17 protein-coding genes are annotated in these 16,243 nt (G+C 68.8%); 7 read left to right on the forward strand and 10 right to left on the reverse strand.

The features are described 5' to 3' along the window. Positions 1-146 precede the first annotated feature (146 nt). The 5 genes from MBA17_RS21430 (at position 147) to MBA17_RS21450 (ending at position 4,049) form a co-directional block, all read left to right on the forward strand. Positions 147-284: a hypothetical protein gene (locus MBA17_RS21430; protein WP_238498297.1), complete on the forward strand. Its 138-nt coding sequence runs from the start codon at positions 147-149 to the stop codon at positions 282-284. Between the two features lie 83 nt (positions 285-367). Further along, positions 368-1,063 (forward strand): DUF4097 family beta strand repeat-containing protein, encoded by a 696-nt coding sequence (locus MBA17_RS21435; protein WP_238498298.1) that lies wholly within the window; start codon positions 368-370, stop codon positions 1,061-1,063. 112 nt (positions 1,064-1,175) lie between these two features. Then, positions 1,176-1,733, forward strand: coding sequence for a TetR/AcrR family transcriptional regulator (locus tag MBA17_RS21440; RefSeq protein ID WP_238498299.1), 558 nt, complete (start codon positions 1,176-1,178; stop codon positions 1,731-1,733). A gap of 72 nt (positions 1,734-1,805) precedes the next feature. After that, positions 1,806-3,473, forward strand: coding sequence for an alpha/beta fold hydrolase (locus MBA17_RS21445; RefSeq protein ID WP_238498300.1), 1,668 nt, complete (start codon positions 1,806-1,808; stop codon positions 3,471-3,473). Between the two features lie 87 nt (positions 3,474-3,560). Beyond that, positions 3,561-4,049, forward strand: coding sequence for a DUF5946 family protein (locus MBA17_RS21450; RefSeq protein ID WP_238498301.1), 489 nt, complete (start codon positions 3,561-3,563; stop codon positions 4,047-4,049). A 40-nt stretch (positions 4,050-4,089) separates the two neighbouring features. Here MBA17_RS21450 and MBA17_RS21455 read toward each other — a convergent pair whose 3' ends face one another. Together MBA17_RS21455 and MBA17_RS21460 are read right to left on the reverse strand one after the other, a co-directional pair. Continuing rightward, positions 4,090-4,707, reverse strand: a complete 618-nt coding sequence (locus MBA17_RS21455) for a class I SAM-dependent methyltransferase (RefSeq protein ID WP_238498302.1) — start codon at positions 4,705-4,707, stop codon at positions 4,090-4,092. 288 nt (positions 4,708-4,995) lie between these two features. Further along, positions 4,996-5,397, reverse strand: a complete 402-nt coding sequence (locus MBA17_RS21460) for a RidA family protein (protein WP_238498303.1) — start codon at positions 5,395-5,397, stop codon at positions 4,996-4,998. Between the two features lie 97 nt (positions 5,398-5,494). Here MBA17_RS21460 and MBA17_RS21465 point away from each other — a divergent pair, with 97 nt between their 5' ends. Further along, positions 5,495-6,469 carry a helix-turn-helix transcriptional regulator gene (locus tag MBA17_RS21465; RefSeq protein ID WP_238498304.1) on the forward strand — a complete coding sequence of 325 codons (975 nt, stop codon included), beginning with the start codon at positions 5,495-5,497 and terminating at the stop codon, positions 6,467-6,469. Positions 6,470-6,505: 36 nt separating this feature from the next. Here MBA17_RS21465 and MBA17_RS21470 read toward each other — a convergent pair whose 3' ends face one another. The 4 genes from MBA17_RS21470 to MBA17_RS21485 all read right to left on the reverse strand — a co-directional run bounded on the left by MBA17_RS21470 (position 6,506) and on the right by MBA17_RS21485 (position 11,088). Beyond that, on the reverse strand, positions 6,506-7,105 hold the full coding sequence (locus MBA17_RS21470) for a TetR/AcrR family transcriptional regulator (protein WP_238498305.1): 600 nt from the start codon (positions 7,103-7,105) through the stop codon (positions 6,506-6,508). A gap of 80 nt (positions 7,106-7,185) precedes the next feature. Then, positions 7,186-7,737, reverse strand: a complete 552-nt coding sequence (locus tag MBA17_RS21475; RefSeq protein WP_238498306.1) for a YceI family protein — start codon at positions 7,735-7,737, stop codon at positions 7,186-7,188. 212 nt (positions 7,738-7,949) lie between these two features. Further along, entirely contained in the window at positions 7,950-9,260 is a 1,311-nt protein-coding gene (locus tag MBA17_RS21480; protein WP_238498307.1) for an extracellular catalytic domain type 1 short-chain-length polyhydroxyalkanoate depolymerase, read from the reverse strand. A gap of 247 nt (positions 9,261-9,507) precedes the next feature. Further along, on the reverse strand, positions 9,508-11,088 hold the full coding sequence (locus MBA17_RS21485; RefSeq protein ID WP_238498308.1) for a pectate lyase family protein: 1,581 nt from the start codon (positions 11,086-11,088) through the stop codon (positions 9,508-9,510). 512 nt (positions 11,089-11,600) lie between these two features. Here MBA17_RS21485 and MBA17_RS21490 point away from each other — a divergent pair. Continuing rightward, on the forward strand, positions 11,601-12,875 hold the full coding sequence (locus tag MBA17_RS21490) for an aspartyl protease family protein (protein ID WP_238498309.1): 1,275 nt from the start codon (positions 11,601-11,603) through the stop codon (positions 12,873-12,875). Between the two features lie 39 nt (positions 12,876-12,914). Here the strand turns inward: MBA17_RS21490 and MBA17_RS21495 are convergent, their stop codons facing one another. The 4 genes from MBA17_RS21495 to MBA17_RS21510 all read right to left on the reverse strand — a co-directional run bounded on the left by MBA17_RS21495 (position 12,915) and on the right by MBA17_RS21510 (position 15,986). Further along, the gene (locus tag MBA17_RS21495; RefSeq protein ID WP_238498310.1) at positions 12,915-13,214 is read right to left on the reverse strand and encodes an ArsR/SmtB family transcription factor; all 300 of its coding nucleotides are present in this window, start codon (positions 13,212-13,214) and stop codon (positions 12,915-12,917) included. 148 nt (positions 13,215-13,362) lie between these two features. Beyond that, positions 13,363-13,836, reverse strand: coding sequence for a carboxymuconolactone decarboxylase family protein (locus MBA17_RS21500; RefSeq protein WP_238498311.1), 474 nt, complete (start codon positions 13,834-13,836; stop codon positions 13,363-13,365). A 167-nt stretch (positions 13,837-14,003) separates the two neighbouring features. Further along, positions 14,004-14,963 (reverse strand): SDR family oxidoreductase, encoded by a 960-nt coding sequence (locus MBA17_RS21505; protein WP_238498312.1) that lies wholly within the window; start codon positions 14,961-14,963, stop codon positions 14,004-14,006. Positions 14,964-15,179: 216 nt separating this feature from the next. Then, positions 15,180-15,986, reverse strand: coding sequence for an endonuclease/exonuclease/phosphatase family protein (locus MBA17_RS21510; RefSeq protein WP_238498313.1), 807 nt, complete (start codon positions 15,984-15,986; stop codon positions 15,180-15,182). Positions 15,987-16,243: the final 257 nt, after the last annotated feature.

Here is a 16,243-nt window from a genome sequence, read left to right on the forward strand (position 1 = left end):
GGCGCGGCCGGCACTCGTATGGAGCCCGATCCGGTGATGTCACTTCCAGACCATCACCGGATCGGGCGCAGGTAAGGCTGGCACTACCAGAGGTTCGGGTGGCGGCAGCAATGCTGTTCGTTGTGGGGAAATCTAGAGTTCCGGACATGGCTACTTCTCGCGTAATGGCGTCTGGAGCGCTGGCCTTGGGCCGCCTCGCGGTCGCGTTTCCCGCCGAAGCCAACCAGACCGTCCGCAAGGTGCTGCCGCAGGTGGTCGCCGGCTTCACGGGGAGCCGGGCTTAGTCCGTCGGGTCTCAGCGATGTCCTCAGGGGCGATTCCAGGAATCAACCGAGGCCGGTATGGCCGTCACTCAGAATTGAGCACCATGAAGATGCGGAGAACGGCGATGGTCGCGGGCCTTCTCGGGCTCGCGGCGGTGGTGACCGGGTGCGGCACGCCGGCTGAGGACGTTGTGTCGTACGACGTCACCGACAAGGTGGCGGCGCTGTACGTCGAAGCCGACTCGGGGACCGTCGACGTGGTCGAGTCGGATCGTCAGGGCATCCGCGTGACGGAGCGGCTGAGCTGGAGCAGGAACAAGCCGGAGACCAGCCACAAGGTGCAGGGTGACACGCTGGGGTTGACGTTCACCTGTCCCACCACGTGGGGGTGGGGCGCCCTGGGCGTGACCTGCGACGTGAGCTACCAGGTCGAGGTGCCCAAGGGCCTCCGTGTCAAGGTGAGTTCCGACTCGGGGGTCCTGACGCTGAAGAACCTGTCGGGCGAGGTGGAAGCCACCACCGACTCCGGGACGGTCGAGGCCAGCGGGCTGACGGGCAAGCAGGTCGTCACGAAGACCGACTCCGGCGATATGAACCTGGCCTTCGCCGGGCGGCCCGACAAGGTCACGACCTCCACGGATTCGGGTAATACCGTCATCCATGTCCCACAGGGGCCGTACAACATCGTGGCCAAGACGGAGTCCGGCGAAAAGGACATCAAGGCCGCGAGCGCCCCCTCGGCGCAGCATGCGATCGAGCTGTCCAGCGACTCCGGAAGCATGGAGGTCGTGTCACCCTGACGGGCGCGGCTCAGTGCCTGTGGATCGGTTGTGGTCAGGCGGCAGCGGCAATGGCTTCGCGGGGATGACCAGGCGACTTGAAATAATATGTAGGCCGGTCTATTTTGTTGCCATGGGACGGAAGGGCGCCGAGACACGGGACCGGCTGCTGCAGGCGACGCAGGAGCTGATCGAGACCGGGGGATACTCCGGCGCCGGGCTCAACCAGGTGATCGCGGCCAGTGGCGCGCCCCGCGGCTCGCTCTACTTCCACTTCCCCGACGGCAAGGACCAGCTGGTCGGCGAGTCCATACGGCGAGCCGGCCAGGCGCTCGGCGACGCCATGGAGGATTTGGCCGATTCCACCCCGTCCACGGCCGAGTTCGTCGAAGCGGTGCTGCGGCACCTGGGCGACCGGCTGGAGGAGTCAGGCTGGCGCAAGGGGTGTCCGGTGGCCACCGTGGCGCTCGAAATGGCCGCCACCAGCGACCCGCTGCAGGAGGCCTGCTCGGAGGTCTACACCTCATGGGCCGCGGCCCTGCGTACGCGGCTGGACGGCCGGCCGGACGCCGACGACCTCTCGGTCACGATCCTGGCCCTGGTCGAGGGGGCACTCCTGCTGGCCAGGGCGCACCGCAGCAAGGACCCGCTGCATCGGGTCGCCCGCCAGATCACCACCCTGCTGCGCTGACACGGGCCCGCCGCGACCGGCGGGCTCTTTTGCGGCCTTCAAAATATGTAGACCGATCTATTAAGGAGTCTCATGGACGCGATCGTCTTCGGCGCGACCGGTTTCATCGGCCGCTCCCTGGTCGCCGAACTGCTCGGCAGAGGACAGCGGGTGGCGGCAGCCGTACGGAACGACACCCTCACTCCCTGGCTGAACTCCCACGACGTCGACACCAGCGGGCTGACCGTCGTCACCGCCGACATCACCCGACCGCTCACGGGGCTGCCCCAGGTGCGCGACGTCTACAACACCGCCGCGCGTTTCGCGTTCGGCCTCGGCGTGGCGGAAGCGCGGGCGGCCAACGTGACCGGGGCGCTCAACGTTCTCGAATGGGCCGCCACGCTGCCAGGACTGCGGCGGCTCGTGCACATCAGCGGGTACCGGGTGAGCGACGCCCGACCCGACTACGCCAGGCTGGGCGCCTATGAGGCGTCGAAGGCCGAGGCCGACCTCGCGGTGCGCGCCCGGGCCCGCGAACTGGAGGTCCCGCTGACCATCGCCAACCCCAGCACGGTGATCGGTCCCGGCCAGGTCATCGGCCTGGCCGCACTCGTCGAGGACCTGTGGAACGGGCGGCTCCCCGCGCTCCCCGGCGGCCCCGACGTCTTCCTGCCGATCGTCACGATCGACTACTTCGCGCGCTTCCTGGCGGAGATCCCCGCCTCGCCCGCGGGTGAGGACTACTGGGTGCTCGACGACACCACTCCTGTTCTGCCCGAACTGGTCAGCACGGTCGCCGACCACATGGGCGTGCGGGCGCCGCGCCGTACCATCCCCGTCGGCCTCGTCCGCCGCCTGCCGCGCAAGATCACCGGTGCCGACCCCGAGACGCTGTCGTTCCTGTCGGCCGACCGCTACCCGACGGCCTCCGCCCGCGCCTTCGCCGGTGCGGCCGGCCTGGAGATGCCCCCGGCCGCCGACGCTTTGCGGGCATGGGCCGATGACCTGGTGGCCACCCGCTTCGGCGCCGCGTCACCGTGGCTGCGCCCGTACGGCTTCCGCGGCCGCACCTGGACGATGGGCGACGCGCACCGGCCCGCCCACGTCCTGCTGCACGGGCTGCCGATGAACGCCGACCTCTGGGCGCCCCTCGCCGCCCACCTGCCCGGCCCGATCCTGGCCCCCGACCTGCCCGGCCTGGGGCGCTCGGCCCCCACCGCCCAGCCGATCGACGCGTGGCTCGCCGACCTGATGGCCCCGGTACAGACCCGCCCCGTGCTGGTCGCGCACTCGCTGGCCTGCGGGCCCGCGCTCCGCTTCGCCGTCGAGCATCCGGAACGCATCAGCGGACTCGTCCTCATCGCCCCTGCGTTCCTGCAGGCTCCGGGCCCGCGACTCACCCGCTCCGTCCTGGCCGCACCCATGCTGCGCCGCATGTCCGCCGCCCGCCTGGCCGGGGTGCTGGACCTCCCGGAGAGCCCTGAGGTGGCCAGCGCCGCCGCCGACCTGCGCCGTTCCGGGGTGGCCCGCCGAGTGGTCACCGCCCTGCGTACGTCTTACGCCGAGCGTGCGCGTACGCGGGCGTTGCTGGACCGGGTGAGCGTCCCGATCGAGATCATCGTGGGCTCGGCCGACCCGCTGTTCGTGGGCGTCGACCACCCGGTGACCGAGATCGCCGGGGCCGGGCACTATCCGCAGCTCACCCATCCGGCCCAGCTCGTTCCCCACCTCGGCGTGGCTTCCACCCAGATCGGCGGATGACCCCAGGTCCAGGACGGTTTCCGGCGGTTGTCTCCGTCTGCGCACCAGGATGACAAGGCCGTTGCCGGCCGCCTATGTTTGCGGACCATGACAGACAACCCCAGCGTGGGTCAGTGCGACTGCGGCGCGACCGCCGGCCCGCTGGGCGTGTGCGTGGACTACTACCACCAGATCCTGGCTGAAGAACAGGCCGATCCCCAGATGTACAGCTGGCACGCGCCTGTGGTCTGCGCGTATCTCCTGCAGCATCCTTCCGGAGCCCCCCAGAAGTACCTCGACGACCAGTTTCGCCTGCTGCAGCTCTACCTGGACAAGGGCCTTGACGCACTGCTTCGCGTGGCAGCCCATCAGGTGGCGCGGAACAGTCACAGGGCACAGTCGGGCTACGACATGGCGCCGCTCGCGCCGTACGCGCCGCTTCCGCCGGGCGGAGCTCCCGGGCACTTCCGCGCCACGTTCTGCGGGTTGCCGTTCAGGGACGGCAGCTTCGTGTCCGACGGGCATCCGGCATACGGACGCCACATCGAGATCATCGCTGAAGCGACCGTGGAGTCCTGGAGATCCGCCCAGACCTGACGAACGCGTCATCAGGGGCTGGTGGACGGCGACCTCGTGGTCAGGGGCCGGTGAGGTCGGGTTTCCGGGCTGCGAGCCGTTCGATGATGCCGAGTCTGAAGCGCTCGTGACGCTCCACGGTGAACCCCATCGCCCGTACCCGGCGCAGTGGCCGACGGCGGTAATGTTCCCCGGACAGCGGTACGGTGACCGCGTCCACCAGCCCTTGCAGCACCCGGACCGGCCAGGACGACGAGGCCACGTGATCGGCCAGGAGCAGCAGACCGCCAGGCCGCAGGACCCGTGCCAGCTCGGCGAGAGCGATCCGCTCGTCGGAGATCCCGCACAGCGCGAACGTGCACACGACCGTGTCGAAGCGCCCGTCGGCGAAGCGCAGCGCCCGCGCGTCACCCTGCTGCAGATCGACTTGCCGACCGAGGTCGTCGGCCCGGCGTCGCGCCACCGCCAGCATCGGGGCGCTCCACTCCACGCCGGTGAGCCGGACGCCGTCGGGGTAGTGGGCAAGGTTCAGGCCGGTGCCGATGGCCACCTCCAACGCGTCGCCGACCGCCTGCCCGCACAGCCACGGACGGGTGTCGGCGAAGAAGCGGCGCTCGGCGAACGCCATCTGCCGGTCGTAGGAGTCGGCCTGTCGGTCCCAGTACCGGCGCAACCGCATGTCCCGTGGTGAGGAATTTGACACGGATCACGCAGCTTTCCCTGGAGGGCACGGACTGGGCCCGAGGATACGCCACCGGGGAGCCGTGTTCCGGGCCTGCACCCGCCGGGTCTGGGGGCGCCCGCTCGGCCGCCTGCCCGACAACGCCTCGTAGGTGAGCCGCGTGCGCTCGCCTACGAGGCGGACCCTCACCGGAGCGACGTGTTGCCCGGACCTTCATGTCCGATGGCGCCCCTCCACATTGCTACGCCACTCCGTGATGAACAGCCGGATGCGGGCGGCGGCGAGTCAGGGCCGGGCGGCGAGGGCCTCGACCTCGAACAGCACGTCAGGCGTAGCCAGGCTCGCGACCCCGATGAGGGATTGCGTGGGCGGTTTCGTACCCCAGCCCTCCTGCATGGCCCCGGCGATTGGCCCAAGCTTGCTGACGTCATGGTTCACCACATACGTCCTGAGCTGGACGACGTGGCTGAGGTCGAGCCCATGGGCGGCAAGAGCGACGCCGATGTTGCGGAACGTCTGCTTCACTTGCTCGGTGAAGTCGGTCGAGACAACCGCGCCGTCTGGGCCGGATCCGTACTGACCCGCGATAAGCACTAGTTCCGTACCTGCGGGGACGGTGGCGGTATGGCTGTAGCCGAACGGGACCGGGTCGTGCAAACCGTCCGGATTGACAATGGCGTGTGCCATGTGGATCACCTCTCGGTGCGATGGGTCTTTGTGATGCGGGTAAGCCTCCCAGTGAATACACGACATCCTGTGTCGCGTATTTCTGTAGAGTTTTCGTATGCGCGCCGACCGGTTGGTATCGCTGGTGCTGCTGCTGCGCCAGCGCGGTCGGCTGTCCGCGGCCACGCTGGCCCGCGAGCTGGAGGTGTCCACCCGCACCGTGCTGCGCGACATCGAGGCGCTGTCCGCAGCCGGCGTCCCGGTCTACGCCGAACGCGGCCGGCACGGCGGTTTCGCATTGCTGCCCGGTTTCCAGACCGAGCTCACCGGACTGAACCACGACGAGGCACTTGCCCTGCTGGTCGCCGGATCGCGGCGCGGCGCGCAGGTATTCGGCCTCGGCTCGGCGCTCGCTTCGGCCATGCTCAAGGTGGTCGACGCGCTACCCGAAAGCTATCGGGCCACCGCGGCCGGCGCGGCTCAGCGATTGCTCATCGACCCGGAGACCGACCTCCTCTCGCGCCGGCTGGTCGCTGAGGAGCTGCCCGACACCATAGTGACCGAGGTCCGGCGCGCGGTGTTCTCCGGACACAAGCTGCGCATCCGCTACGCGGCGGTGGACCAGGCCCCGAAGTGGCGCACGGTGGACCCGATCGGCCTGGTCACCGTACGCGACCAGGGCTATTTGCTGGCCACGAGGTCTGGCGCGGACCGCACCTACCGGCTGTCCCGGGTCTTGGCCGCCGAGGAACTCGCCGAACCGGCACAGCGACCAGACCGGGTCGATCTGGACCGGGCCTGGCAGGAACGCAGCACGCAGTTTCGGGCCGGCGGCGACCAGGTCACCGTGCTGGTACGGGTGCACCCGGCGCGGCGGGAGGGCCTGGTGGGCACCGCGGTGGCCGTCCGCGCCGAAGAAGCCGACGCAGACGGCTGGCTGCGGCTGGAGGTGACCTTCCAAGATTCGAGACACGCCGAATGGGCGCTGTGGCAGCTCGCCACGAGCGCGGAGGCCCTGGCCCCGCAGTGGTTGCGCAACTCCCTGCGCAACCGCGCCGCCGCGATCGCCACCTACTACGGAGTGCCATCCTGAGAGCTAGGGTCCGGGGCCGTGACGGCCGGCAAGAGGTCAGGGGCGGAAGGCTCTGAGCGTGATGTCGACGAGGGAGTCGGCGTACTCGGTGGTGAGCGGGCCCGAACGGTGCAGCCATCGTTGGAAGAGGGGGGCGTAGAGCACTTCGAGGACCAGGTCGAGGTCGGCGTCCGCGGCGAGCTGGCCCGCCTGCTGTGCTGTGCGCAGGCGCGCCTTCTTGGCGTCGTCCATGGGACGGGCCAGCTTCTCGTGGTACTCGCCGGCGAGGCCGGGATCGTTGATGATCTCGGTGGTGAGTGCCCGGATCGGCTTCTCGAAGTCGGGATCGGCGAACTCGGCGACCGTTGCGCGCATCACGAGCTTCAGGTCGGCCTCGATGTCGCCGCTGTCGGGCAGCGTCACACTCTGCCCTTCGGCGTCCTCGCTGAGTGCCAGGATGGAGTCGAAGATCAGGCCGCCCTTGGACGGCCACCACCGGTAGATCGTTTGCTTGCCGACGCCCGCTCGCGCGGCGATGGCCTCGATCGAGACCTTCCCGTACCCCACCTCGGAGATCAGCGCGCGGGTGGTCGCGAGGATCGCCTGCCGCGAGCGTTCACTGCGCCGGGAGCTGTCCGGTTTCCTGGCGCTGGGCATACGGCCAGCTTAGCGCCTTGGCGAGACGAAACGATTCGTTTTGACATACGACCAGATCCAGGAGCCGGACCGAGCAGGTATCACGTCGGCGGGAGGCCGACGTCGAACCGCACTCCGACTTCGTCGCCGAGTTTGAGGGTGCCGAACAACGCCGAGTACGGGCGGATCCCCCAGCGAGTCTGCGCGATGGTCGCCGAGCCTTGTGCGCGGCCCTCGGTCAGCCGGCCCTGGACCGTGGCGGGCTGTGTGACGCCGACGATGGTGAGGTCGCCCTCGACGCTGAACGACTCCGCGCCGCCGCTGACCCGGGTCGACCGGAAGGTGATCGTAGGGTGCCGCCCGGTGTGCAGGATCTTCTCTCGCAGGGTCTTCTCGATCTCCGCGCGATCGGAGCTCGTGAGCGGTTTGACGCCGCCGGTTCCTTCCCGGACTTCCAGCGATTCGGCGTCGACCTCGACGGTCACCGAGGAGCCGGCCGGGTTCGCGGGGTCGATCGTGGCGTCGCCGTGCCAGCGGGTGACCTCGATGGTGAGATCGTGGCCGGCCTTCGCACCGAGTCCGGTCCGGGTGGTATCGATCAGGAGCCTGCCGTACTCGGGACCCAACCTGTAGCTACCAGCGGTGACACTCACACTTTCAGCCTAGCCCCGCCTCCCCTGGGAACCTCGGAGGTGGCACGCGCGCCGCCATCGCGCCGCCGTGCACCCGCCGGACCACGCCCTGCTGGGCGAGGTCGTCAGCAGCACAAGAGCCACTTGATGCTCGGTTCCGAAGCCGTGCCGGGGTGGCGTACGCACGCCACCCCGGTCGCTCTTCGCTCGGCGACGGGAGCCGGGCGAGCGGTTCAGCCGGCCGAGCAGGCGGTGCCGTTGAGGGAGAAGGCGGCGGGCTTGGCGGTGTTGCCCGTGTGGGTGGCCTGGAATCCGAAGGAGACCGAGGCGCCGGGTGCGATGGTGGCGTTGTAGGCGACGTTCCTGGCGGTGACCTGGCCGCTTCCCGGCGAGACCGTGGCGTTCCAGGCAGAGGTGATCGTTTGGCCGGAGGGCAGCGCGAAGCCCAGCGCCCAACTCGCGATCGAGGTCGAGCCCGTGTTGCTGATCGTGACGGCGGAGGTGAAACCGGTGTTCCAGGTGTTCATCGTGTAGGTGACGCGGCACGGGCCCGATGCCGTCGGGGTCACGGTGGGCGTCACGGTGGGGGTGACGGTGGGAGTGACGGTGGGGCTGACGGTGGGGCCCTGGTTCAGGCCGAAGAACCGGATCACCTCGGCGGCCATCCCGCCCCTGGGCAGATCGTGGCCCACGCCCTGGAGGCTGATCGCCTCGACCGGCGCCATGCCGCCCGTGGCTCCGTAACGAGTGCGGGTGTAGCCGGCCTGGGGCTGGTCGGTGAGGCTGGGCGTCTGGCTGAGGCCGTGGACGTTCGTCCACTGCTTGATCTGCTCCTGGAAGTTCGGGTACCGCAGGGTGGCGTCCTCGGTGCCGTGCCAGATCTGCATCCTGGGCCGCGTGCCGCTGTAACCGGGGTACGCCGCGCGTACCAGGTCGCCCCACTGCTGCGGCGTCCTGCTGATCTGCCCGTTCGCGCACGCGCTGTTCCAGCTCGACCCGTCGGTCGTGGCGAAGCAGGCGAACGGCACCCCCATGAACGCCGCCCCGGCCTTGAACACGTCGGGGTAGTCGCCGAGCAGCACGTTCGTCATCATCCCGCCGGAGGACGCCCCGGTGACGTAGGTGCGATCGGGATCACCGCCGTGACGCTGCTGGACGTATCTGACCATGGACATGATGCCCACCGGGTCGCTGCCGCCGTCGCGCCGCAGCGCCTGCGGCGAGGACACGTCATAGCAGGAGCCGCTCCTGGTGGCGGAGGGATAGATGACGATGAACTTGTACCGGTCGGCCAGGGAGGCGAACTCGGTGCCGGAGTAGAAGGCCGGACCGGAGCCGGTGCAGTAGTGCACGGCCACCACCACCGGCGGGCGCGCCCCCACGCCGTCCGGGACGTACAGGTGCATGCGCAGGTTGGTCGGATTGGTACCGAAACCGGTGACCTCGGTCAGTTGCGCCGACGAGGCCGGCGCGGCCAGAACCAGCCCCAGGACGACAAGCGCCACCGCGGTGATCAGGGCTCCCGCCAGACGAACTCGCACCATCAGAGATTCCTCCGCTCGCTCGAAACATTTCGATACTGATGGCGAAAATTTCTGACGAGCAACTCGCTCAGCCGTACTGGCTGAAGCCATGTCTGTGACCTGGTCGTTTCCATCTGACAGTCGGGCGCCAGCGGGAAAGTTTCATGGCACAGGCGTCGGTTTGAGGGGGTAGGCGGAGATTGTCCCCCGCCTACCGAATGTGCCGCCTCGGGTGTCCAGGTTCGTCCGTGACCATGGGCCCCTCAGGTCAGGTGCCGATCTTCCCGACCCCGGCGCCCGCGGTGACGATGGCCTTCACGTTGTTCGGATCGTCCAGCGTGTAGCTGTAGTAGGTGCCGGCCTCCTGCACGCTGCCGCTGCACTCGGGCGTGCCGGAGTCCACGAACACGTTGCCCCGCGCGACGCACCTGCCCGCCGGACCGGCGTACGTGTTGGTCACCGGCTCCTCGACCCGTTCGAAGTAGTTGCCCTCGACCAGGCATCCGCCGCCCGCCTGGCAGGCCACCCCGGTGTCGGTGTTGTAGACGTAGTAGTTGTTGAACACGTGCACCGGCTCCCCGAACCGCACGCGCGGGTTGCGCTGCGGCGTCTGGTCGAACCAGTTGTGGTGGTAGGTGACCTTCAGCCGGCCGGTGTCCTGCGCGCCGTTCCCGTCGTCGTGGCCGAGCAACATGGTCTTGGTGTGCTTGTGCACGTGGTTCCAGGAGACGGTGACGTACGACGATCCACGCTTGATGTCGATCAGCCCGTCGTACCCGCAGCACAGGTCGTTGTGGTCGAGCCAGACGTGGTGGGAGAACATCTGCACGTTGATCGAGTCGTCGGTGGCGCCCCGGAAGGCCAGGTTGCGGATGATGACGTTGTGCACGGCGCCGGCCGGGGGAGAGGTGATCGCGTCGTCGGCGGGCAGGCCGATGTTGAGACCGCCGCCGCTGATGCCGGCGCCGGACCCGATGCCCACCACCGTCTTGTCCGAGGTCACGTTGTGCATCCCCGCCGGAACCGTGATCACCCCGCGCACGCAGATGTTCAGCGGCCCGTTCTGCCCGATCGCCGCGATCAGCTCACCGGCCGTGTCCACCTCGACGGTGGGCCCGCCCGCGCCTCCCGTGGTCCCGTTCTGCCCCCAGGCGTTCACCGAGGCGAACCCGGTGGGCGACCCCGAGGTGGGGCAGGTGCCGGGGGGCGGCGGAGTCGTCGGGGGGTCGGTCGGCGGCTGGGTCGGCCCGGTCACGTCCGTCACCAGCACGTCGTCGAACGACGCACTCGCGTAGTAACCGGCCAGCCCCGCCCGTCCGGTGGCGAAGGTGGCATCCGTGGCCGAGACGACCTCCACGTCGTTGACGAAACCCCGTAACGACGTCCCGAACGCCTCCAGCCGGAGCCTGTACCACGTGCCCGTGGTTATCGTGGCTGCGGCCGAGGCCAGCGTCGTCGCCGTGCCTCCGGCCTGTTTGCCCAGCACGACCGACCCCGCGTTGCTCAGCCCGAGGAAGTAGTAGCTGCTGGTGCTCTGGGCTCTGGCCAGGACCGCGACATGCCGGCCGCCGCCGTTGAACGCGATCGGTTTCACCCGTGCCTGCACCGACTGTCCCGACCACGCGGTGCCGGCCACCGCCCTGGCGTCCGCGCTCGTGCCGGACTGCCGGTAGGCCCGTGAGCCGTCGGTCACCACCGACCAGCTCCCCCCGGACCTCGACCAGCCCGTGGCGTTGCCGTCCTCGAAGTCGTCGCTGAACAGCGTCGCGGCGGACGCGCTGGGCACCCCCAGCAGCACCAGTGCCCCGAACATCGCGGTGGCGATGGCCGCCGCGAGCGCGGCGAGCATCGAGCTGGTCCTGAGTGCTTTCCTTCTTGGCACTGTGGAGCCTCCCGGTTTCTGGTGGCGACCGGCCGTCTCCGCACCTGTCCGTCGGACGGTGCACGGACCTGTCCGCTGTGATCGTGGAGAGTCGCGAACCCGCGTGAACGGGTCCCTCACCGGAGGTGGCGTAGTGAAGGAACTCGCGAGCTTCACACCTTTATGCAACCGATTGTTAGATGAGTCAATGCGCTCGATGTGCAGTTTCTTTGCAAGAAAGAAATTCGGACTGCTTCGGCGGAAATATCGGTTCTGGTGAAAACAGCGAACCTGCAAGCGATTGCACAATTGGCTCAGCATGATGAAGACTTCGGTCGGTCTGACGGCTACGAAGGTTCATATCGCGGCGGCTCTTGCTCTGCGGCCCGCCGTACCTCACGCGATGGCGCTCTGCCGTCGCAGGCGACTCGCCGTTCAAGGGGGACGTAACCCGGAGCGGAAACGCAGCGGAAACAGGGTCCGAGTTTCAATGGGCTGCTGTGACCATAGATCGACGGAATTTCCTGGCGTGGGCGGGCCTGACGGCCGGTGCCACGATGCTCGCGCTGTTGCCGAACGAATCCGCGATGGCCGTCTCGTCCCCCGGTGGCGACCCCGACCAGCTCTTCAAGGCAGGCCGATTCGCCAAGGCCGACCAGGCATACGCGCGGCTGTTGCGCCAGAACCCGGCCGACGCGCACTCGCTGGCGCAGCGCGGGCGCATCGCGTTGCTGTCCAACCGGTTCGAGCAGGCTGAACGCTTCCTGACCGAGGCCGTCCGGCTGGCCCCCGGGGACGCCTTCGCAAAGCAGCAACTCGCCGATTGCCACATCCGCCAAGACGACCTGCCACCCGCGGTCCCGCTGCTGCGGGCCACCGGAAAGCAGACCGACGCCGCGTTCGCCGACCAGTACGCGAGCGTGACCGGCGCCCCGTACCGGCTTCAGGGCGCGCAAGAGGCTCGGCTCCCCTTCGTCAGCGTCGATCCCCTGCCCTGCGTCCGGGCCTCGGTGAACGGCGCTGAACCCCAGACGTTCCTGATCGACACCGGTGCCACCCTGGCCCTGTCCACCGCGACGGCCGAGCAGGCCGGTCTGCGCGCGGTGTCCACCAGCGTCACCCATCCCGCCGGACAGACCCTCACCACCTACCACGGCGTCATGCGGTCGTTCGGGCTGGACGACATCACGCTGGGTACCGTCCCTGTGGTCTGGTACAACCTGCGCATGCCCACCCTGCCGGACGGCACCCAACCGGCCGGCGTCATCGGCACCACGCTGCTCTACCACTTCATCGCCACCATGGACTACGCCCGCCAGGAGCTCGTCCTGCGGCGCAAGACCGCCGCGCAGGCGCGCCGGGTCCGGGCCGAGGCCGCGCGCAGGGGCGCGGACCGCCTGCCGCTGTGGGTGGCGGCCGACCACGTGCCCTGCACCCTGGGCAGCGTCAACGACTACGGGCCGCGCGTGGCCTCGGTCGACACCGGCGGCATGGGCCTGGGCATCATGATGACCGAGGAGAACGCCGAACGGGCCGGCGTCGAGATCGACTACGACAATCCACAGAACCCCGGGGGGATGCCCGCCTACCCGATCACGCCGGCCCGGATCAACCTGGGACGGGCGGTCGGCCGGAACGTCCCGGGCGTTGTGGGCCCCTGGCCATGGCTCGACCTGTTCGGGTTCGACACGGTCGGCAACTTCACCCACGAGTTTCTCAGGTCTCGCGCGATCACCTTCGACTACGCCGGAATGAACCTCTACGTCACGGTCTAAGGCGGCGTCAACCCCGAGGTGGTGGTGGCCGGCCGCACGCTACTGCGGCAAGAACGACTTGCCCTGGGTGACGAGCGTGTGTCCGGTGAGATCGTCGAGGCCGGCGGCGAGTTCGGCGAGGGTTTGCGGAACGAGTGAGTAGCAGATCGTGGTGCCCTCGCGGCGGGTGGTCACCAGGCCGGCCTCGCGCAGCACCTTCAGATGTGCGGAGATCGTCGGCTGGCTGACCTCGAACTCGTCGGTGAAGTCGCACGCGCAGATGTCGGGCTCTCGCGCGAGCCTGCGCACGATGCCGAGCCGTACGGGATGGGCCAGCGCCCTCAGGACCTCGATCTCCACGCTGGACACTATATCGCCTCGGTACTATATAGTTTTTCATCTATATAGTACCGAGGCGATATGGATTACATCTGATCGTCGGCCGGTGCCGTCCCACTCGTGGTGGAAACGCGAGACGGCACCGGAGGCCACGGCCAGGTGTTCCTCATTACCCGAACTGGCCGGGCTGGTAGTCGCCGGCGGGCTGCTGGACGATGACGTTCGCGCGGTTGAAGGCGTTGATGAGGGCGATGAGCCCCACCAAGGCGGCGAGCTGCTCCTCGTCGTAGTGCTTGGCGGCGTTCGCCCAGGCCTCGTCCGTGACACCACCGGCCGCGTCGGCGAGGCGGGTGCCCTGCTCCGTCAGCTCCAGGGCGGCGCGCTCGGCATCGCTGAACACCTTGGCCTCCCGCCAGGCCGCGACCAGGTGGAGACGCACCGAGGTCTCCCCGGCGTGCGCGGCTTCCTTGGTGTGCATGTCGAGGCAGAAGCCGCAGCCGTTGATCTGACTGGCGCGGATCTTCACCAGCTCCTGCGTCGCGGCCGGCAGCGTCGAGTCCGAGACCACCTTGCTCGCCGCCACGATGTGCTTCATGAACTTGGCGGCGACCGGGTTGCCGAAGAGGTTCAAGCGAGCATCCATGATGCGCTCCTTGCCGTTGTCGATGACTACACCTTTCAGACGGGACAGCCCGGCAAGATGTGACATGAACGAATGTGACGTGCGTCTCCCCTACCGCACCGCGGCAGGGACCACCCACAACGACCTCCAGGACCGCTGCTCGCAGTACGGCCGGCGTAGGCCAGGAGTCAGCGGAACCGGTCTGCGTTCTCGATCGCCCAGTCGTCGTAGGTGCGGAGTGGACGGCCGATGATCTCCTGCACGGAAGGCCGTTGATCGAGCGTCCATCGGGTGAGTTCGGCCAGTTGCGCGCCGTACTCCTCAAGGGCGTACAGGGTCACGTCGATGCCGCTGTCGGGCCAGCCACGACGACGCCAGTTCGTACGGCTGGCGGAGGGCGTCAGCTCGGCGGCGGCGATGTCGCGGCCGATGGCCTCGGCGATGCTCCGCACGCGAGAACGTGTGCTGAGCGGCATGCCGACTGCCTCAAGGATGACTCCGACGTACTCGTCGTCGCGCAGTGCCGACACGGCGACGGCAGCGAGGTCGTCTTCGTGGATGAACGGATAGTGGCCTTCGTCCAGAAAGGCCTCCTGGACGCCTAGACCGGCCCTGATGGTGTCCGGCCAGTCGGATCCCGTGGCGGGATAGGTGCCTTCGACGATGGATCCCATCACAGCCGATGGGCGGATGTGCGTCCATTCGATCCCGGAACGCTCGACGGCCTTTTCGATGGCCAGCCAGAACCACGTCTCCGGCGGATACGACTCCTCGTACTCCGGCCCGTGCGAGGACAGCACCACGATGCGCCGGACACCGGCGGCCAGCGCGAGGGCCAGGGCATCCTGCACCGTCGACGGCTGGGCACCGGCGAGGAAGATGCCGTCAACGCCATTGAAGGCCTCGGCGCACTCCGCCGGCCGGGTGATGGACCCCTCGACGAGTTCGACCGCGTCAGGCCAGCCGGCCAACTGGTCGGACTCGGCGATCACGCGCACGCGATCGCCGGCGGCGAGCAACTGCCGTGCCAGGCTCCGTCCGACGATCCCGGTCGGGCTGCTGCCGGCGTCCTTGCTCGCACTGACCGCGGTCAGCAGCCGCAGTGCTCCGGATTCCGGCGCGCTCTTGATCCGCTTGATTTCACCCATGGCAAGACTCTCCAACTGTCAACGGAGATCTTGCGCCTTCCCCCGCGACCGGAGCATGAGCTTCAGCCTGGCTCTCAAGGTCACCGAGAGAAGGGTGCGGATCTGAGGTCGCCAACGCTAGCAGCAGCACAGACCCAACCGGAGACGGCGCTCCATCTCGCCGGACCGGGCACAGCCTGTGGACAGGGTGCACGACGACACGGCACGGCGTCCGCCTCAGTAGCGCAGGTCCGCCAGAACGCCGTAGTGGTCGGACGGCAGCACGTCGCCGACGGGGTCATCGCCGATCACCTCGCAGCGCACCGGATGGCCCGCGCCGCCCCGGCGCGGCCAGGCGGACAGGACGTGGTCGATCCTGCGGTCCGGCCACAGCGCCGGCGCCGCCCACGGGTTGGCCCCGGCCCAGGTGTGCCCCTCGTCTCGCCCGTTTCCGGCGGTGGTCCAGGCGTCATAGAACACCAGGCCGGGCACGGCCGGGACGGACTTGCCGGTCAGCATGCGCAGCTCGTCGCTGTCGGGGTCGGCGTTGAAGTCGCCGCACAGCACTGTCGGGTGCCGGCGCCGCTGCGTCTCGGCGATGAAGGCGGCCACCTCGCGCACCTGCCGCTGGCGCTCGCCGCTGTGCTCCAGCCGCCAGGTCAGCGCCGCCACGTAGACCTGGATGGCGCCGCGCGGGCCGTCGATGCGGGCGTACAGCACCCGGCCGCCGGAGTCTCCCTCGCCCGACAGCTTGCGCGACTCGTGCGCGCCGATCGGCCAGCGCGACAGGACGGCCAGGCCGGAGCGCACGCCGTCGACCTCGGAGTCGCCCTCGAACACGTGGTACGGCAGGCCGAGCCGTACGCCCTGCCCGTCCCACGCCTCCACCAGCCCCACCACGTCGGGGTCGTGCCGTTCCAGGGTGGTGCGGATCGCGGTCTCGCGTCGTTCCCACGGGCCGAACCTGCCCCAGACGTTCCAGGTGATGAGCCGGAACGTCGTCGTGATGAGCGGCCCGTAGGGTTCGGCGATGTCGTAGGTCATCCTGCTCTTCCTGCGCTTTTCGGACTGCGGCGGAGATCCCATTCTCCGGAAGCCGCCTCCCGGCGTACAGCCCCGCCCGGCGGGCTCATTCACGACTGTAGAAGGTGACGTAACGAGAAAGTCAAGAGTGATCAGGAACACGGGACTTTCGCAAGGCGGCTACGCGCGCGAGCGAGGAGCCCGGCCTGGACAGCCGGCGGTCCACCCATCTACCCCCAGCGACACAACGGTCATCAGCTCATTCCACTTCGCCTGCG

It is taken from the genome of Dolomitihabitans soli, assembly GCF_022213955.1.
Classification (GTDB): domain Bacteria; phylum Actinomycetota; class Actinomycetes; order Streptosporangiales; family Streptosporangiaceae; genus Streptosporangium_A; species Streptosporangium_A soli.